Source organism: Solirubrobacter pauli, assembly GCF_003633755.1.
In the GTDB taxonomy this organism is placed as follows: Bacteria; Actinomycetota; Thermoleophilia; order Solirubrobacterales; family Solirubrobacteraceae; genus Solirubrobacter; species Solirubrobacter pauli.
Genome location: NZ_RBIL01000001.1, coordinates 2,250,143 through 2,267,071 on the forward strand (window position 1 = coordinate 2,250,143; position 16,929 = coordinate 2,267,071).

The window sequence follows — 16,929 nt, forward strand, 5'->3', positions numbered from 1 at the left end:
ATGCTCGGAGGATGGCCTCCGAGCTGCTCGTCACGCATCTGGGCCGCGTCGACTACCGCGAGGCGACGACGCTGCAGGAACGACTGCGCGAGCAGGTCCAGGCGGGTGAGCTGCCCGAGCTGATGCTGCTGCTGGAGCACCCGCCGGTCTACACCGTCACGCGCCGGACCGAGTCCTCGGACCTGCCGTTCCCGGACAGCTTCTACGCCGAGCGCGGGATCGACGTCGTGCAGACGCCGCGCGGCGGCCAGCTCACCTACCACGGGCCCGGCCAGCTCGTCGGCTACCCGATCATGCGCGTGAGCAGCGTGCCCGAGTACATCCTCACGATGGAGAAGGCGCTCGTCGCCGCGCTGGCGGACGCCGGCGTGCAGGCGCAGACCAAGCTCGGCCACAAGCACGTCGGCGTGTGGGTGGGCGACAGGAAGATCGCCTCGGTGGGCGTGCACATCTCCCAGGGCGTGTCCTCGCACGGCTTCGCGGTCAACGTGACCAACGACCTGGACCCGTTCGGCTGGGTCGTGGCCTGCGGGCTGCCCGAGGTGCAGATGACGTCGGTCGCGGCCGAGGGCGTGAACGAGTCCCTCGCCTGCTTCCGCAAGCGCGCGGCGTTCCGCTTCTGCGAGGCGTTCGGCCGCCGGCAGCGGATCGTCTCGCCGGCCCGGCTGGGCATCGAGGCGCCGGTGCTCGCGTAGATGGACGTCGGCGCGGCGATCTTCCTTACCGGCGAGGTGCAGCACCCGGCGGAGCTGGCCCAGCGGCTCGAGGCCGCGGGCTACGAGTCGCTGATGGTCACCGAGCACACGCACATCCCGGTTTCAGCCGGGATGGTCGACCGCGCGGGCGGGCCGCTGGCCGAGCACTACCGCCGCACGCACGACCCGTTCGTGGCGCTCGCGTTCGCGGCCGCCGCCACGGAGCGGCTCGTGGTCGGCACGAGCGTGTGCCTCGTGATCCAGCACGACCCGATCGTGCTCGCCAAGCAGATCACGTCGCTGCAGAACCTGTCCGGCGGGCGCTTCGTGTTCGGCGTCGGCGCCGGCTGGAACAAGCCGGAGATGCGCAACCACGGAACCGATCCCGACACCCGCCACGGCAGCATGCGCGAGCGGGTCGAGGCCATGAAGGCGATCTGGACGCAGGACGAGGCCTCCTACCACGGCAAGCACGTCGACTTCGACCCGATCTGGCAGTGGCCGAAGCCCGAGGTCGTGCCGCCCGTCTTCGTCGGCGGCAACGGCCCGCGCGTCGAGGACCGCGTCCTGCGCTACGGCGACGGCTGGATGCCGAACATGAAGGACCTCGGCGAGCTGTCCGAGCGCGTCACGGCGTTGCGCGAACGCGCCGGATCCCGCGTGCCCGTGACCTACTACGGCGCGACGCCCGAAACCCTGGAGACCATCGCGGACGCCGGCGTGGACCGCGCGCTGATCGTCCTCGATTCCGTTTCGCAACCGTCGATACCCTCAATTACGTGAGCGAAGAGACCCCGGTACTGCGCATCCATCAAACCCGGTCGCGCGCGAACCCGGGCGGCATGGACGTCCGGAAGATCATCGGCGAGGACGTGCTGCCCTTCCGCTCGCGCAAGCCCTCCTGGTTCAAGGTCCCGCGCCCCGGCAGCGCGACCTACCGCGAGCTGTCGAAGACGATCGCCGACGAGGGCCTGCACACCGTCTGCAAGGAAGCGGCCTGCCCGAACATCGGCGACTGCTGGGACCGTGGCACCGCGACGTTCATGATCCTCGGCGACACGTGCACGCGCCGCTGCGGGTTCTGCAACGTCAAGACCGGCAAGCCGACCTGGAACGACCCGCTCGAGCCGCTGCGCGTCGCCCGCTCGGTCGCCCGCATGAACCTGCGCCACGCCGTGATCACGAGCGTGGACCGCGACGACCTGCCCGACTACGGCGCGTCCGTCTGGTGCGGCGTCATCCGCTCCGTGCGCATGCAGGCGCCGCACACGAAGATCGAGTGCCTCACGCCGGACTTCCGCGGCGAGGAGATGCCGCTCGCGCGCGTCATCGCCGAGCGCCCCGACGTCTTCAACCACAACCTCGAGGTCGCGCCGCGCCTGTACCCGGTCGCGCGCCGCGGCTCCACCTGGAAGCGCTCGCTGCGCGTGCTGCGCAACGCCGCCGAGATGGGCGAGGGCGAGGTCGCGACCAAGTCCGGCCTGATGGTCGGCTTCGGCGAGACGCACGAGGAGCTCGTGGACGCGTTCGGCGAGATGCGTGAGAACGGCGTCCAGATCCTCACCGTCGGCCAGTACCTGCGCCCCACCGAGCGTCACCTGCCGGTCGTCCGGTACTGGGCGCCCGAGGAGTTCGAGGCGCTCGAGAAGGCCGCGTACGACCTCGGCTTCGAGCACGTCGCGGCCGGTCCGCTCGTGCGCTCCAGCTACCACGCGGACGAGCACGTCAAGCAGGACCGCCCGGGCGTCGGCCCGGTCGCCGCGCTCAGCGCGTGATCGTCACCTTGTTCAGCCCGCGCGGCGCGTCCGGGTCCAGGCCCTTGCGCAGCGCGAGCTCGAGCGCGAGCTGCTGACCGCGCACGGAGGCCGCGATCGGCGCCAGCGCCTCGGGCAGGCCGTCGACCGGGGGCAGCAGCTGGAGGTCCGCGCCGCGCTCGGTGAGCGCGGCCACGGCCTCGTCCACATCCGCCGCGGCGGGGCCGTCGGCGCGCAGGGCGAGCACGGGCGCGCCGGGGTCCACGGCCGCGATCGGCCCGTGCAGGAAGTCGGCGACCGAGAAGCCCTGCGCGGACACGAGCGCGGTCTCGCGTACCTTCAGCGCCGTCTCCAGAGCGGCCGAGAACAGCCAGCCGCGCGCGGTGACGACGAGCTGGTGGATCTCGGCCCAGCGCTCGGCGAGCGTGGCGATGCCGTCGCCGTCGGCGAGCACGCCCGCGACCGCGTCCGGCACGCGCGCGAGGTCGCCTTCGGCCCACGGCACGTCGCCCAGGGCGGCGGCCAGCGCGGCGAACGCCGCCATCTGCGCGCTGAAGGTCTTGGTGGCCGGGACGGCCTGCTCGGTCCCCGCGCCGAGGCCGATCACGGTCTCGGCCGCCTCGGCGAGCGGTGAGCCCTCGTCGTTGGTGATCGCGATCGCGCGGCCGCCGGTCGCGCGCAGGCGCTCGACGACGTCGACGATCTCGGGCGTCCTGCCCGACTGCGACACGCCGACCACGAGCCAGCCGCTCGCGTCCGTCTGGGCGCCGTACCGCGTGAACAGGCTCGGCGCGGCCAGCGCGACGGGGCGCCGCGTCGCCAGCTCGAGCAGGTAGCGGCCGTAGACCGCGGCGTGGTCGGAGGAGCCGCGCGCGACGATGATCACGCCCGCCGGCCGCTGTACATCAACCGGAATCCGGCTCGAGAGCAGCCGCGCCAGAACCTCGGGCTGCTCCGCCATCTCCCGACGCATCTGGGACCCTGGCATCGGGACCGACCCTACCGGCTACCGTACGCCGCCGGATGCTCCCGCTCCGCGACAACATCCCGACGTCACGGACGCCGTACGTCACGTACGCCTTCATCGCGGCGAACATCCTCGTCTACTTCTTCTGGCAGAAGGGCGGGCTCTCGCTCGGGGACCCGAGCAGCGTCCACTACCAGTGCAACCTGCTCGAGTGGGCGGCCACGCCGGACGAGCTGCTCGGCGACAAGCAGGCGCTCCCCGCGCAGTGCGGCACCGACGACGCCCCGACGTGGCTGACGCCGTTCACGGCCATGTTCATGCACGGCGGCCTGCTGCACCTGGGCGGGAACATGCTCTTCCTGTGGATCTTCGGCAACAACGTCGAGGACGCCATGGGCCACGTCAAGTTCGTCGTCTTCTACCTGCTCGGCGGGCTCGCGGCCTTCGCGCTGCACGTCGCGACCGACCTGCACTCGACGACGCCGACCCTCGGGGCCTCTGGAGCGATCGCGGCCGTCCTGGGCGGCTACGCGCTGCTGTTCCCGCGCGCCCGGGTCGTGACCGTGATCTTCATCGTGTTCTTCTTCACCCTGCTCGAGCTGCCCGCGCTGCTGGTGCTGGGTGGGTGGTTCCTGCTGCAGGTGCTGTCGGCCTCGATGGACGCGAACGGCGGCGTCGCCTACTTCGCCCACATCGGCGGCTTCGCGTTCGGGCTCCTGGCCGTTCGTCTATTCGCGGGCAAAAAGCGCACCGAACGCGATATCCATCGTTCCTACACACGGTGATGCTCCGGCGGCGACTCATGACGCTGCTCGCGGTGACGCTGTTCGCGACCGCGGGCTACCTCTTCCTCCTGCGCGACGGGGGCGGGCCCCCGCAGGCCCGCACGCCCGCGGCCGCAGGCGCGCTCGAGGACTCCTCGACGGCCCCGCTCGCGAGCGCCGGCACGGCCCCGTCACCGCTGGCGGTGCGCCTGGACGGCGCCGCCGACCCGATCCACATCGACTTCAAGAAGCCGCCCAAGGCGGCGCTCGTGTTCGACCTCGACACCGGCCAGGTGCTCTGGCGCCGTGAGCCGACCAAGGTCCTGCCGATCGCCTCGCTGACGAAGATGATGACCGCGCTGGTCGTCGTCGACCGCGTGCCCGAGGGCGCGAAGGTCAAGATCACCAACGAGGCGCTGCGCTACACCGGCTCGGGCGTCGGCGTGCTGCCGCGCGGCAAGTGGATCGGCGTCAACACGATGCTGCACGGGCTGATGCTGCCGAGCGGCAACGACGCGGCGATCGCGCTCGCCCAGCGCGCCGCCGGCGGCAGCGAGAAGCGCTTCATCCGCTACATGAACGAGAAGGCGCAGCAGCTCGGGCTCCAGTGCACGCGCTTCTCCACGCCCAGCGGCATCAAGGACAAGGGCAACCACTCGTGCGCGGCCGACCTCGCGGCGATCGCCCGCGCGGTGATGCTCGAGCCGCGGCTCACGAAGATCGTCAAACGCCGTCAGGCTGTGCTCCCGTTCCCGATCAAGGGTGGCCGTCTGTGGCTCTACAACCACAACCCGTTGCTCCGCGCCGGCTATCCCGGCACGACCGGCCTGAAGACCGGCTACACGGACGCCGCGGGCCGCTGCATCGTGGCCACCGCGCGCCGCGGCCCGATCAAGCTGGGCGTGGTGCTGCTCGACTCGCCCGACCCTGGCAAGCAGGCGATGCAGCTGCTCGACCGGGGCTTCAAGGCCTCAGGCGCAGCGTGACGGGGTAGGGGGTCCATCGTGGCCCCTTCCCCGGAAGTCATCCGGCAGCGGCGGATCGTCGCGGTCATCGCGCTCGCCGTGCTGGCCGCGCTGCTGGTCTTCGCCATCACGCGGCTCACCGGCTCCGACGCCGCCGAGCCGCAGCGCACCGCCGGAGGCGCCGGTGCCGAGCAGGCCGAGCCGACGCCCACGCCGGAGCCGCTCGTCGAGCTGCCGCGGGGCGGGCGCACCATCATCCCGGACTACCGCGTCGTCGCCTTCTACGGCGCGCCGCAGGACGACGAGCTGGGCATCCTCGGCATCGGCTCGCCGGCCTCGGCGGCCAAGAAGCTGGAGAAGCAGGCCAAGGGCTACGCGCGCAAGACGCGTCCGGTGATGCCGGCGATGGAGCTGATCGCGGTCACCGCCGCCGCGCACCCCGGCGAGGGCGGCCGCTACAACCTGCGCCAGTCGGACACGATCATCCGCCGCTATCTGAAGGCCGCCCGCAAGGCCAAGGCGATCCTGATCCTGGACATCCAGCCCGGCCGGAGCGACTTCTTCACCGAGACCAAGCGGCTGCGCAAGTGGCTCAAGGAGCCGGACGTGTCGCTCGCCCTGGACCCCGAGTGGCGGATGGGTCCGAACGAGGTGCCGGGCCAGGTGATCGGCAGCGTCACCGCGCGCGAGATCAACGCGACCACGAGCTGGCTGAACGACCTCACCCAGCGGTACAAGCTGCCGCAGAAGCTGGTGCTGATCCACCAGTTCACCGACGACATGGTCCCGGAGCAGGACATCAAGGAGCGCAGCGAGCTCTCGATCATCCTCAACGTCGACGGCTTCGGGACCCAGTCGCTGAAGATCGCCAAGTACAAGGACTTCACCAAGCAGGCGACCAAGCTGCGGCACGGCTTCAAGCTCTTCTACAAGGAAGACACGAACACGATGACCCCGGCGCAGGTGATGCGCCTCCAACCCAGGCCGGACGTCGTCGTGTACGAATAGGCGGTGCGCCGCCGACGCGAGACCGAGCAGCAGCTCCAGGACCACCTGCGGGCCGAGCTCGCGGAGCGCACGGCGCAGCTGGCCGAGGCCGAGGAGCAGGCGCGGATCGCGCTCGAGCTCTACGACGGCGTGGTCCACTCCCTGCAGGCCATCGCGCGCGACGCTGCCAACGCCGAGCAGCCCGCGATCGTGGCGACGGCGGACGAGGCCCTCGGTGAGCTGGACCGCTTGCGTGGGTTGCTGCGCGGCGACCGCGACGACGAGACCGAGCGCGGGCTGATGGCCGTCGCCACGCTGGTCGACCGTGCCCGCGAAGGCGGGATGCCCGTGACGCTGCACATCGAGGGCACGCCCCGGCGCCTGCCCACCAGCCTCGACCAGGCCGCGTTCCGGATCGTCCGGGAGGCCCTGCGCAACGTGCACCGGCACGCGCACGGCCAGCCTGCGAGCGTCCGCGTCCTCTGGCGCGACGACGAGCTCGAGCTGCACGTCCGCAACGCCGGGCGGATCGTCGACGCCGGTGGCGACGGGCGCGGGATGACCGTCATGCGCGAGCGGGTCGCCTTCCACGGCGGTGCGCTGCGCGCGGGCGCGCTTCCCGCCGGCGGCTACGAGGTGACCGCCGTCCTGCCGCTCTAGTGCGTTTCGCACAAAACGGGTCGGGTATTCGGCCTGACACTTGACGTGCCAACTCCCACGTCTCGTAGGTCAGCGCTTCCGACGCGCGAGCCGCTTGAGGAGGCCGCGCGTCGGGACGCCTCCGACGCGGTCGACGAGCGCGCGGAGCGCGTCCAGCGCCTCCGGCGAGTCGGCCTGGAGGCGCCATTCGGCGTCGCTGTCCGCGCTCCAGCGGACGGTCGCGTACTCGTGGCGGCCGTAGAACCGGTGGATCTCGGTGTCGCCGGCGCGCGTGACCGGGCCTGGCTTGAGCTGCCCGCCCAGCCAGGCGAGCGACTTCGCGCTCGGGACCGGGCCGGTCGCGCTCAGGTGCCGGCCGCTGAGCCGGCCGGCGCTGACGAGGTCGAAGAGGAAGTCCGAGAAGCAGGCCGAGACCTGTCCGTGGTCGTCGTACACGGGCGGGTCGTCGCCCTGGTCGAGGTCGACGTAGAAGTCCGTGCCGCGCTGCGGGTCGACCGCGACCCGCAGGCGGTCCTCCAGGACGACGAGGTCGTCCAGGTGGCCGACCTCGAGCCACTCCGCGACTGCGGCGGGCAACATCACCTCATAGACGTCGAGCGGGTGCCGATCCGCGGGGACGCCGAGCATGTCGAGCGTCGCCGCGTGGAACTCAACCTCCGGCGGCACGGCGTGCGGCCAGCAGGGCGCCACCGTGGGCGCCGCCCAGGTCGCCCAGCTCCGCGAGCATGATCGCGGGCGGGTCGTCGTTGACGAACAGGTGCGGGATCATCGCCTTGCGGATGCGCTCCACCCACTCCTCGCCGAGCCGGATGCCGAGCCCGCCGCCGATCACGACCGCTTCCGGGTCGAGCAGGTTGACCGCGGAGGCGACGCCGGCGCCGAGCGCCTCGACGGCGTCCTCGAGCAGCTCGAGCGCCATCTGGTCGTCACGCGCGAGCGCCCGCTCCCAGATGCCGGAGGACAGGCGGTCGCGCCCGCGTTCCTCCATGATCTCGAACAGGACGGTCTTCTCCTTCTGCTCCACGCGCCGCCGGGCGCGGGCCTCCATCGCGCCGCGGCCGGCGTAGGCCTCCATGCAGCCGCGGCGACCACAGCCGCACTTGGCGCCGTCGATCCGCACGACCATGTGGCCGATCTCGCCCGCGGTGCCGCGGCCGATCCACTGGTGGCCGTCGAGGATGAGCCCGCCGCCGACGCCGGTGCCCCAGAAGACGCCGAGCAACGTCTGGTACTCGCGGGCGGCGCCGATCTGGAATTCCGCGTCGGTCGCGAGGTCGACGTCGTTGCCGAGCGAGACCGGCGTGCCGCCGAGCTCCTTCTCCAGGTGCTTGCGCAGGTTGAAGCTGCCCGCCCAGTCGCTCAGGTTCATCGCGCCCGAGACGGTGCCCTTCGTGTCGTCGACGCTGCCCGGCGAGCCGACCCCGACGCCCGCGAGATCGGCCGTCGACAGCCCGGCCTCCTCCAGCGCGCCCGTCAGCACCTCTGCCATCGCGGTGGCGATCGCTTTCGGGCCGCCTTTCAGCGGCGTCTGATCGCGCTTGGCGCCCAGGACCGTATTGTCGGCGCCCTCATCGACGACCGCGGCCTGGATCTTGGTGCCGCCGAGGTCGATCCCTCCGTAGATGGCCATGCCCCGCAGCTTAAACAGGCAGATGACATTCGAGATCTACTCCCACGCGCGCTGGGCCATCCCGCTGCCGCCCGGGCACAAGTTCCCGATCTCCAAGTACTCCCTGCTCGTCGAGCGGGTTTCCGGGCTCGTGACCGTGCGCGAGAGCGACCCCGTGCCGTGGGACTGGCTGGCCCTCGTCCACGAGGCGCCGCTGCTCGAGCGCATCCGCACCGGTCAGATGTCTATCCGCGAGCAGCGCGGGCTCGGCCTCCCCTGGAGCGAGGTCCTCGTCGAGCGCGGACGCCGCTCCGTCGGCGGAACTCTGGCGGCTGCGGGCTATGCGCTCGCGCACGGCATCGGCATGAACCTCGGCGGCGGGACGCACCACGCCGGCCACGACTTCGCGCGCGGCTACTGCCTGTTCAACGACGTCGCGGTGACGCTCGCCCGCCTCCGGGCCGAGGGCCTGGCGCAGCGCGCGGTCGTCATCGACTGCGACGTCCACCAGGGCGACGGCACCGCCCAGATCCTCGGGCCCGATCCTGACGCGTTCACGCTGTCGCTGCACGGCGCGCGCAACTACCCGTTCCAGCGGATCCCGTCCGACCTCGACGTCGACCTGCCCTCGGGTACCGGCGACGACGACTACCTGGCCGAGCTCGACCGCGCCCTCGACGTCGCGCTCGCGGACGAGTACGACGTCGCCTTCTACCTTGCCGGCGCCGACCCGTGGGAGGGCGACCGGCTCGGCCGCCTGTCCCTCACCAAGCCCGGGCTGCGCGCCCGCGACGAGCTCGTCTTGGCGCGCCTGCGCGGAATCCCGACCGTCGTCGTGCTCGCGGGCGGCTACGCGCCGGACCCGTCGGACACCGTCGACATCAACGCCGCGACGCTCGATTGCGTGCTCGCCGAGGCCGCGCCCTAAGCTAGTTCCTCTCCCGGGGGCGTAGTGATAATGGGAGCACGGGGCCTTTGCACGGCCTAGGTAGGGGTTCGATTCCCCTCGCCTCCACTCATTCCCACCACTTCGGTCCGCGCTCGCCGAGCGCGACCTTGGCAGCGTGGACGCGGTCTCGGGCCGCGCGCTCGGCTTGCTCGTCGCCCTTGCGCTTGGCGTGGCCGACCGCGCTGCGGGCGCTCATCAGCTCGCTGACCAGCGCCTTCCGGCGCTCCTCCGGGATCGACGGGTCCGTCCGGCGCCAGCGGCGGCCGTCGATCACGATCCAGCGCTCGTCCTCCGTCGCCACACCTCCGGGCTACCCGTTCCGGCGGATCTTGGCAGCGCGCGGCGTGCCGTCGGCGGCGAGCCAGTAGACGTATCCGGGCGAGACGGCGACGCTGCGGGCCGGCGCGGTCGTGAGGATGCGGGCGGGGCCGACGTCCGACCAGGCGCGCAGGACGCCGTAGCGGTCGCGGGCGGCGACCGTCCGCAGGCGCGCCGCGTGCTGGCCTTGCGCCCTGGGCAGCTCGTGCCTGACGCCCGTGACCGCGTTCACATGGCCGGCGTAACCGGGCCGGACATAGGCCAGCTCGTACCCGCTGACCGCCTCGACGCCCGTCACGTCGCCGAGGCGGGTCGTGCGGCCCTTCAGGCAGACGCGTGTGTCGCGGCCCTTGCGGGTGACGACGAGGCGGCGGAAGCGGGCGACGAGACGCGCCCCGCGCCGTGCCGGGCAGCCCGCCATCGCCGTGGCTCGCACCGGCCGGCCGGCGGGAAGCGGCGTGACGCCGGGCAGGTCGATCAGCGCCGTCTTCGGCCGCCCGTTGTCGCTCTGCCAGTAGATGCGTCGACCGTGGCGCGCGTACTCGTCCAGCAAGGGGTGGTGCCCCGGGTCCAAGACCTCGCTGCGACCGTCGGCGTAGTAGGCGACGAGCCCCTTGTAGCGGCTGGCGAGCTCGCCGCCCGGGAACCACTCGTCGCCGTTCTCGGACACCGTGACGCCCGTCTGCAGGTCGAGCATCACGTCGGAGGTGTACGGTCGCGACTGGCCCTTGGAGCCGTCGTCGACGTACGTGGAGTAGGTCAGCCAGCGATCGCCGTCGACCCCGGTGATCTCGACGCCGAGGTAGTCGTCCTCGGGGGCGACGACCCGCTCGGTCCGGGTGGCGCGCAGGCAGGCGACGACGTCCTTGCCGTCGTAGGCGACGCGCACGGCGGGCGAGTCGTAGTAGACGGCGGCGGTCGGGACGGTGCGGCAGGCGGCGTCGGCGGCTGCGGGCAGGATCAGCAGGACCAGGAGGGTGAGGAGGGCGGCACGGAGCATGGGCAGGAGTCTCCAGACGGAAGGGCGTGGGTTCGATTCGGGCACCCCGCGGCCGGCTGGCGGGTTCCCGCCAGCCGCGATGGGCCTCAGCCGTCGAAGGTCTTGACGCGCGGCGTGCCGTCGGCGGCGAGCCAGTACACGTCGTAGGTCGAGAGCGCGATCTCCGTGGCCGGCTTGCGCGTGATCACCATCGGGCGGCGGAAGTCCCCCCAGACGCGCAGGACGCCCTTGCGGTCGCGCGCGGCGATCGTCCACAGGTCCGCCGCGATCGGGCCGCCGGCGCTCGGAAGCTCCTTCCGCTTGCCGGTGGAGGCGTCGAGATAGCCGACGCGGCCCGGGCGGCGGTAGGCGACGTCGCTGCCGAAGACCGGCTCCACGCGCGTCGCGTCGGCGAGCGCGGTCGTGCGGCCGTTGAAGCAGACGCGCATGGCCCTGGCCACCCGCGTGATGACGAGGCGGCGATGGCGCGCCACCAGCCGCGCGCCGCGCTGCGGGGTGCAGCGAGCCATCTTCGTGGCGGGCCGCAGGCGCCGCGGGGTGGCGGCCGGACCTCGGGCGGGCAGCGCGAGCCGTGCCGTATGCGGTCCCGTCGCGGTGCGCCAGTACAGCCGGCGGCCCTGCAGCGCGAGCTCCTCACCTGAGTCCAGGTCCAGGAGCTGGGTGCGGCCGTCGGTGTACCGCGCCACCGTGCCTTCGGGGCCGGTGGTGATCTGGCCGCCGGGCACGTCGAACGCGCTCGGGGCGGAGAGCTTCGCACCCGTGTACAGGTCGAGCATGTGCGACGAGCTGCCCTCCGTCGAAGGGCTGCCGGCGTGCTCGTCCTCCGAGTAGCGCGTGGAGTCGTCCTCCTCCACGCCCCACGAGCGGTCGGTGCTGAGCCAGCGCTCGCCGTAGACCCCGGAGAACTCCAGCGTCACGTCCTCGTCGCCGGTCCGCACGACGCGCTCGGTGCCCGTCGCCCGCACGCACGCGACGATCCCGTGATCGTCGAACCACACCTGCACGGCGGGCGAGTCGTACCAGACGTCCGCCACCGGGGCCGTCCGGCAGGCCGCGTCCGCGGCGGCCGGGAGGACCAGCAGGATCACGAGGGTGAGGAAGGCGGCGCGGAGCATCAGCGGGTGGTCCCCTTCACGCGCGGCTTGCCGTCCGCAGCCATCCAGAAGGCGTAGAACGGCGTGACGGCGATCTCCGAGGCCGGCTCGCGCGTCAGCACGACCGGACGGCGGGCGTCACCCCAGGCGCGCAGGACGCCCTTGCGGTCACGGGCGGCGATCGTCCACAGGCTGGCGACCAGCGGCCCCGAGGCGCGCGGCAGCTCGCGCTTGACGCCGGTCGACGCGTCGACGTAGCCGATGAAGCCCGGGCGGGTGTACGCGACATCGCCCGTGGTGATCGACTGGAACCGCGTCGCGTTCCCGAGCGCCGTGGTGCGGCCGTTGAAGCAGACGTACGCGGCCTTGCCCACCCGCGTGACGACGACGCGGCGGTAGCGCGCCACCAGGCGCGCGCCGGCCTTGGGCGCGCAGCGGGTCATCGTGCGAGCGCGCTGGAGTGGCTGCGGGGCGAGCGCCGGGCCCGCCGCGGGCAGGTTCAGGAGCACGGTCCGCGGCTTGCCGTCGGTCCGCCAGTACAGCCGGCGTCCGTGGAGCGCGAAGTCGTCGCCGAACTCGGGCGAGAGCACCTCGGTGCGGCCGTCGGCGTAGTGCGCGACGATGCCGCTCGGGTCGCTGACCACGAACCCGCCGGGCAGCGAGAACATGCCGTCCGTGACCGTGTCGCCCGTGTAGAGGTCGAGCATGTCGATCGACAGCGTCTCCACCGACGTGTTGTCGGACCAGTAGCCCGACTCCGTCCGGGTGACGAGCCAGCGCTCACCGACCACCTCGTCGAAGCTGACGGACGCCTCCGAGTGCGGCGGGCGGACGACGCGCTCGACGCCGGTGGCGCGCACGCAGGCCACGATGCCGTTGCCCTTGGCCCACACCTGCACGGCGGGCGTGTCGTACCAGACGTCCGCCACGGGCGCGGTGCGACAGGCGGCGGACGCGGTGGCGGGCAGGACGATGAGGATCAGGAGCGTCAGGAGGGCGGCGCGGAGCATGAACGCCAGTCTCCCGGCGTGCGGGCGCCGTCGCGCACCGGGAGACACGTGTCCGGGCGGCGGTCAGCCGGTGGCGGGATTCGTGGCAACCACCGTAAAGGCCGCCTGAGGCACAGACACGGAATGTTCACCCGATGAGCGTCGGTGAGGAGAAGTCTCCCGGCCGCTACGCAATTCGAGGTCTGGGGTCGAATGTCTAAAGAGGGGCTGTCGCGTCGGCGCTTCCTGACGGTCGCCGGCACGGCGACCGGCGCCGTCGTGGTGTCGCAGATGCCGTTCGCGAAGGCGCGCACCGCGCCGGCGCGCTTCACGGGGTACCCGTTCACGCTGGGGGTCGCGTCGGGCGATCCGACGCCGGACGGCGCAGTGCTGTGGACCCGGCTCGCGCCCGCGCCGCTCGCGGGCAATGGCGGGATGCCCGACCGTGACATCGCGGTCGAGTGGGAGGTCGCCAAGGACGAGGCGTTCACGAACGTCGTCGCCCGCGGCGAGGAGATCGCCACGTACGCCGACGCGCACTCGGTGCACGCCGAGCCGCGCGGGCTGGAGCCCGGCTACGAGTACTTCTACCGCTTCCGCGCCAACGGGGAGATCAGCCCCGTCGGCCGGACCAAGACGGCGCCCGCGGGCGCGGCGAGCGCCCTGGCGTTCGCGTTCGCGTCCTGCCAGCAGTACGAGCACGGCTACTTCACGGCCTACAAGCACATGGCCCAGGACGACCTGGATCTCGTGATCCACCTGGGCGACTACATCTACGAGTACGACTCGAACTCGTACACCGCGACCGGCGGCAACGTGCGGGCGAACTCCAACCACGAGATCGTCAACCTCGCCGACTACCGCGAGCGCCACGCGCAGTACAAGACCGATCCGGACCTGCAGGCCGCCCACGCCGCGTTCCCGTGGCTCGTCACCTTCGACGACCACGAGATCGACAACAACTGGGCCGGCGACGTGCCCGAGGAGGGCATGCCGAAGGACTTCTTCCTGCGCCGCCGCGCGGCCGCCTACCGCGCCTACTGGGAGCACATGCCGCTGCGCAAGGCCCAGAGGCCGACGCCGGACGGCATCCAGATCTACAAGCGCTGCGCCTACGGCAACCTGGCGACGTTCCACGTGATGGACACGCGCCAGTTCCGGTCGGACCAGGCGTGCGGCGACGGCTCGAAGGCCGGCTGCGACGACCGCAACAACCCGGCGCGCACGCTCACGGGCGCGCAGCAGGAGCAGTGGCTCTACGACGGCCTGCAGGGCAGCCCGGCCAAGTGGCAGATCCTCGCGCAGCAGGTCTTCATGGCCCAGCGCGACTCCGCCGCCGGGGCGGGCGAGACCTTCAGCATGGACGCGTGGGACGGCTACACGGTCTCCCGCGACAAGCTGCTCGACTTCATCGACACGCGCAAGATCGCGAACCCGCTGGTGATCACGGGCGACGTGCACCAGAACTGGGCGAACAACCTGCTGCGCGACTTCCGCGACGCGGACTCGAAGATCCTCGGGTCGGAGCTCGTCGGCACGTCGATCTCCACCACCGGCGACGGCAGCGACAGCCAGAACACGGGCGCGTTCACCGAGAACCCGTGGATCAAGTACAACAGCCAGCGCCGCGGCTACGTGCGCGTCTCGCTCGACCAGCAGGTCGCGCGCGCCGACTTCCGCACCCTGCAGTACGTCAAGCGCCCCGGCGCTCCGATCACGAACCACAGGTCGTTCGTGGTCGAAGCGGGCAACCCCGGCCTCAAGGACGCGTGATGAAGCTCGCCATCGCCCTGTCGGCGGTCATCGTCGCCGTCGTCTTCGCCCTGCAGCCCGCCAACGCGGTCGACGACGCCCCGTCGAGCCGCATGCAGCTGATCGAGGTCGAGCAGCAGACGCCGTACCTGGAGTCGTTCGCGGGCGTCACCGCCGGCACCGCCACGACGTCGATCATCCGCCGCGTCTCCGGCATCACGTTCTCGAGCCAGGCCTACGCCCAGTTCGACAACCACAACGGAGACGGCAGCCGTGCCACCTGGCCGATCGAGGTCGAGGACGGCGACGTCTACGGGATCTCGGCGTCGTTCGTGAAGGGCCCGAGCTTCGGCATCGTCCAGCTGGCGCTCGACGGCCGGCCGCTCGGCGAGCCGTTCGACGCCTACGCCGCAGAGCTCGGGCTCGAGGCGCCGAAGTTCCTCGGCACGGTCGCGCTGGCCGAGGGCAAGCACATGCTGACGATGACCGTCGTCGGCAAGAACGCGGCCTCGACGGACTGGCTGGGCGGCATCGACCTGCTCGTGCTGGACGCGGGCAAGGCGGCCCAGCCGACGCCGACGGCGGTCGCGACCGCCGAGGTCGGCGGGTCGGTGCCCGCCACGCTCTCGCTCTCCCTCGGGACGCCGCCCCGGTTCGAGGCGTTCATCCCGGGCACGGAGCGCGAGTACACGGCGAGCACGCAGGCGACCGTCACGTCGTCCGCGGGTGACGCCCGGCTCACCACGAGCGAGCCCGGCTACCTCACCAACGGCGCGTACACGCTCGCGCAGCCCCTGCAGGTGGCGCTGAGCAAGACGTCATGGGACGGGCCGATCTCCGGCGAGACCGTCGACGTGACGTTCAAGCAGGCGATCGGCGCCCGGGACCCGTTGCGCACGGGCACCTACGCGAAGACGCTGACGTTCACGCTCTCCACCACGAACCCGTAGGGAATGGACGCGGCGAAGCGCGGGATCCGGGGCACACTGTGGGGCCCGCGCTTCGCCGGAACGTCTTGCGTCCCGCCTCAATCGGGGGAATGAGGCAACCGGGATAATCGGCCGCGCCGCGCGCGGCTTGAGGTCTTCGCCGGGCTCAGGGCACGCCGCCCGCGTCGGTGGTCGTCGCGGACTCGGGCTGGGTCCCGAGCGTCACCGTGGCGGTCTGCTCGCGGCCGCCGCGCTCGTACTCGACCCGCACCCGGTCCCCCGGGGCGTGGGCGTCGACCGCAGCGGTCAGCTCTGCCGCGCTGCCGGTGTCCCGCCCGTCGAGCTCGGTCAGGAGGTCGCCGGCGCGCAGCCCCGCACGCGCCGCCGGGCCGCCGTCCGTCACCTCGGCGACCAGCGCGCCGTCGTCGTCGCCGGCGTCCGTCGTCTGGGCGCCCAGGTAGGCGTGCTCGGCCGTGCCGTCCTCCTCCAGCTGCGCGACCACGCCCTTGACCGTGTTCGAGGGCACCGCGAAGCCGATCCCCACGTTGCCGCCGGAGCCGGAGCTGTCGCCGGTGATGATCTGCGAGGTGATCCCCACCACGCGGGCGTCGGCGTCGAGCAGTGGGCCGCCCGAGTTGCCGGGGTTGATCGCCGCGTCCGTCTGGATGACGCCGCTGATCGAGAACCCGTTGGGGGCGGTGATCTGGCGCTGCAGCGCCGAGACGACCCCGGCGGTGAGCGTGCGGTCGAGCCCGTAGGGGTTGCCGATGGCGAACGCGGCCTCGCCGACGTCGACCTCGTCGGAGTCAGCGAGCGTGAGCGGCTCGGCCGCGCGGTCGGCGATCCGCAGCAGCGCGATGTCGGTCGACGCGTCGCTCCCGACGACGCGCGCCGCCACCGGGGAGCCCTCGCCGACCTTGACCGTCACGTCGTCGGCCTGCTCGATCACGTGGGCGTTGGTGACGATCGTCCCGGCCCGGTCGATGACGAACCCGGTCCCGGTCGCCTCACCGCTGGACTGCTCGGTGCCGAACGGGCTCGTCGTGTCCTGGGTGACCTGCGCGGTCACGAACACCACGGAGTCACCGGCCCGGTCGTAGACGCGCTCGGCCGCGCCGCCGGCCTCGGGGGCGTCCTCCACGCGGGCGCCGGCCGGCGGGTCGTCGGAATCCGCGTCGGAGTCGGTGAGCGCGACGACGCCCGCGCCGACCAGGCCGCCGATCACGGCGACGCACAGCAGGAGCAGCAGGCTTGCGGGCGAGCGGCGGGTCATGGCAGCCACCACCGCCGGTGGTGCCGGTTCGACGCTGCAGCGCTCATGTGATCCCCTTCCGGCGACGGGTCACCGGCCGCCCGGTCATGGCGGCGACCCTGCGAACTCGGCGAGCCGGCGGATGAGGCGCGAGCGATCAGGCCGGGACGATGGGGCTCCAAGGGTCCACGGCGCTTCACCCGCTGTCGAGCGCCACCGCTCGAACCGTCAGTGCTGCAGATCCC

Annotated in this window: 18 protein-coding genes and 1 tRNA gene; 11 read left to right on the top strand and 8 right to left on the bottom strand. The window is 72.1% G+C overall.

What is annotated here, in order from left to right:
* Positions 1-11: 11 nt before the first annotated feature.
* Genes lipB through lipA form a run of 3 tightly spaced genes read left to right on the top strand, consistent with a single transcriptional unit; the run spans position 12 to position 2,470 of the window.
* The gene (lipB, locus tag C8N24_RS10570) at positions 12-695 is read left to right on the top strand and encodes a lipoyl(octanoyl) transferase LipB (protein WP_170178993.1); all 684 of its coding nucleotides are present in this window, start codon (positions 12-14) and stop codon (positions 693-695) included.
* Positions 696-1,478 carry an LLM class F420-dependent oxidoreductase gene (locus tag C8N24_RS10575; RefSeq protein WP_121249995.1) on the top strand — a complete coding sequence of 261 codons (783 nt, stop codon included), beginning with the start codon at positions 696-698 and terminating at the stop codon, positions 1,476-1,478.
* Positions 1,475-2,470, top strand: coding sequence for a lipoyl synthase (lipA, locus tag C8N24_RS10580; RefSeq protein WP_245971821.1), 996 nt, complete (start codon positions 1,475-1,477; stop codon positions 2,468-2,470). Before C8N24_RS10575 ends, lipA begins: the two co-directional genes overlap by 4 nt.
* Here lipA and C8N24_RS10585 read toward each other — a convergent pair.
* Positions 2,460-3,437, bottom strand: a complete 978-nt coding sequence (locus C8N24_RS10585; protein ID WP_245971822.1) for an SIS domain-containing protein — start codon at positions 3,435-3,437, stop codon at positions 2,460-2,462. The genes lipA and C8N24_RS10585 overlap by 11 nt on opposite strands.
* A 35-nt stretch (positions 3,438-3,472) precedes the next feature.
* Here C8N24_RS10585 and C8N24_RS10590 point away from each other — a divergent pair, with 35 nt between their 5' ends.
* Genes C8N24_RS10590 through C8N24_RS10605 form a run of 4 tightly spaced genes read left to right on the top strand, consistent with a single transcriptional unit; the run spans position 3,473 to position 6,792 of the window.
* The gene (locus C8N24_RS10590; RefSeq protein WP_121249998.1) at positions 3,473-4,201 is read left to right on the top strand and encodes a rhomboid family intramembrane serine protease; all 729 of its coding nucleotides are present in this window, start codon (positions 3,473-3,475) and stop codon (positions 4,199-4,201) included.
* A gap of 17 nt (positions 4,202-4,218) precedes the next feature.
* Positions 4,219-5,166: a D-alanyl-D-alanine carboxypeptidase family protein gene (locus tag C8N24_RS10595; protein WP_170178994.1), complete on the top strand. Its 948-nt coding sequence runs from the start codon at positions 4,219-4,221 to the stop codon at positions 5,164-5,166.
* An 18-nt stretch (positions 5,167-5,184) separates the two neighbouring features.
* Positions 5,185-6,153: a hypothetical protein gene (locus tag C8N24_RS10600; RefSeq protein WP_121250000.1), complete on the top strand. Its 969-nt coding sequence runs from the start codon at positions 5,185-5,187 to the stop codon at positions 6,151-6,153.
* Positions 6,154-6,156: 3 nt separating this feature from the next.
* On the top strand, positions 6,157-6,792 hold the full coding sequence (locus tag C8N24_RS10605) for a sensor histidine kinase (RefSeq protein WP_121250001.1): 636 nt from the start codon (positions 6,157-6,159) through the stop codon (positions 6,790-6,792).
* 69 nt (positions 6,793-6,861) lie between these two features.
* On the opposite strand, the gene C8N24_RS10610 is transcribed toward C8N24_RS10605, so the two are convergent.
* Together C8N24_RS10610 and C8N24_RS10615 are read right to left on the bottom strand one after the other, a co-directional pair.
* On the bottom strand, positions 6,862-7,458 hold the full coding sequence (locus C8N24_RS10610) for a hypothetical protein (RefSeq protein WP_147447739.1): 597 nt from the start codon (positions 7,456-7,458) through the stop codon (positions 6,862-6,864).
* Entirely contained in the window at positions 7,442-8,422 is a 981-nt protein-coding gene (locus tag C8N24_RS10615) for an ROK family protein (RefSeq protein ID WP_121250003.1), read from the bottom strand. The genes C8N24_RS10610 and C8N24_RS10615 overlap by 17 nt, the downstream gene beginning before the upstream one ends.
* Before the next feature lie 22 nt (positions 8,423-8,444).
* On the opposite strand from C8N24_RS10615, the gene C8N24_RS10620 reads away from it, so the two are divergent.
* Both C8N24_RS10620 and C8N24_RS10625 read left to right on the top strand, forming a co-directional pair.
* The gene (locus C8N24_RS10620; RefSeq protein ID WP_121250004.1) at positions 8,445-9,329 is read left to right on the top strand and encodes a histone deacetylase family protein; all 885 of its coding nucleotides are present in this window, start codon (positions 8,445-8,447) and stop codon (positions 9,327-9,329) included.
* A gap of 15 nt (positions 9,330-9,344) precedes the next feature.
* A tRNA-Ala gene (locus tag C8N24_RS10625) sits at positions 9,345-9,416 on the top strand.
* Between the two features lies 1 nt (position 9,417).
* Here the strand turns inward: C8N24_RS10625 and C8N24_RS10630 are convergent.
* From C8N24_RS10630 to C8N24_RS10645, 4 genes are all read right to left on the bottom strand, one after another.
* A complete protein-coding gene (locus C8N24_RS10630) occupies positions 9,418-9,651 on the bottom strand; it encodes a hypothetical protein (protein ID WP_211339917.1) in 234 nt (77 codons plus the stop codon).
* 9 nt (positions 9,652-9,660) lie between these two features.
* On the bottom strand, positions 9,661-10,668 hold the full coding sequence (locus C8N24_RS10635; protein ID WP_121250005.1) for a hypothetical protein: 1,008 nt from the start codon (positions 10,666-10,668) through the stop codon (positions 9,661-9,663).
* Between the two features lie 86 nt (positions 10,669-10,754).
* Positions 10,755-11,783, bottom strand: coding sequence for a hypothetical protein (locus tag C8N24_RS10640; protein ID WP_121250006.1), 1,029 nt, complete (start codon positions 11,781-11,783; stop codon positions 10,755-10,757).
* The gene (locus C8N24_RS10645) at positions 11,783-12,772 is read right to left on the bottom strand and encodes a hypothetical protein (RefSeq protein ID WP_121250007.1); all 990 of its coding nucleotides are present in this window, start codon (positions 12,770-12,772) and stop codon (positions 11,783-11,785) included. Before C8N24_RS10645 ends, C8N24_RS10640 begins: the two co-directional genes overlap by 1 nt.
* A gap of 192 nt (positions 12,773-12,964) precedes the next feature.
* Between C8N24_RS10645 and C8N24_RS10650 the strand changes: the two genes are divergently transcribed.
* The gene (locus C8N24_RS10650; RefSeq protein WP_121250008.1) at positions 12,965-14,524 is read left to right on the top strand and encodes an alkaline phosphatase D family protein; all 1,560 of its coding nucleotides are present in this window, start codon (positions 12,965-12,967) and stop codon (positions 14,522-14,524) included.
* Positions 14,524-15,453, top strand: a complete 930-nt coding sequence (locus C8N24_RS10655; protein WP_121250009.1) for a hypothetical protein — start codon at positions 14,524-14,526, stop codon at positions 15,451-15,453. Before C8N24_RS10650 ends, C8N24_RS10655 begins: the two co-directional genes overlap by 1 nt.
* Positions 15,454-15,598: 145 nt before the next feature.
* Here the strand turns inward: C8N24_RS10655 and C8N24_RS10660 are convergent, their stop codons facing one another.
* Positions 15,599-16,705 (bottom strand): S1C family serine protease, encoded by a 1,107-nt coding sequence (locus C8N24_RS10660; RefSeq protein ID WP_121250010.1) that lies wholly within the window; start codon positions 16,703-16,705, stop codon positions 15,599-15,601.
* Between the last annotated feature and the right edge of the window lie 224 nt (positions 16,706-16,929).

Coding starts and splice junctions, on each gene's coding strand:
- C8N24_RS10595 (WP_170178994.1), top strand. CDS start 4,219: ATGACGCTGCTCGCGGTGACGCTGTTCGCGACCGCGGGCTACCTCTTC.
- C8N24_RS10615 (WP_121250003.1), bottom strand. CDS start 8,422: ATGGCCATCTACGGAGGGATCGACCTCGGCGGCACCAAGATCCAGGCC.
- C8N24_RS10635 (WP_121250005.1), bottom strand. CDS start 10,668: ATGCTCCGTGCCGCCCTCCTCACCCTCCTGGTCCTGCTGATCCTGCCC.
- C8N24_RS10575 (WP_121249995.1), top strand. CDS start 696: ATGGACGTCGGCGCGGCGATCTTCCTTACCGGCGAGGTGCAGCACCCG.
- C8N24_RS10655 (WP_121250009.1), top strand. CDS start 14,524: ATGAAGCTCGCCATCGCCCTGTCGGCGGTCATCGTCGCCGTCGTCTTC.
- C8N24_RS10650 (WP_121250008.1), top strand. CDS start 12,965: ATGTCTAAAGAGGGGCTGTCGCGTCGGCGCTTCCTGACGGTCGCCGGC.
- C8N24_RS10585 (WP_245971822.1), bottom strand. CDS start 3,437: ATGCCAGGGTCCCAGATGCGTCGGGAGATGGCGGAGCAGCCCGAGGTT.
- lipB (WP_170178993.1), top strand. CDS start 12: ATGGCCTCCGAGCTGCTCGTCACGCATCTGGGCCGCGTCGACTACCGC.
- C8N24_RS10660 (WP_121250010.1), bottom strand. CDS start 16,705: ATGACCCGCCGCTCGCCCGCAAGCCTGCTGCTCCTGCTGTGCGTCGCC.
- C8N24_RS10640 (WP_121250006.1), bottom strand. CDS start 11,783: ATGCTCCGCGCCGCCTTCCTCACCCTCGTGATCCTGCTGGTCCTCCCG.
- C8N24_RS10590 (WP_121249998.1), top strand. CDS start 3,473: ATGCTCCCGCTCCGCGACAACATCCCGACGTCACGGACGCCGTACGTC.
- C8N24_RS10645 (WP_121250007.1), bottom strand. CDS start 12,772: ATGCTCCGCGCCGCCCTCCTGACGCTCCTGATCCTCATCGTCCTGCCC.
- C8N24_RS10620 (WP_121250004.1), top strand. CDS start 8,445: ATGACATTCGAGATCTACTCCCACGCGCGCTGGGCCATCCCGCTGCCG.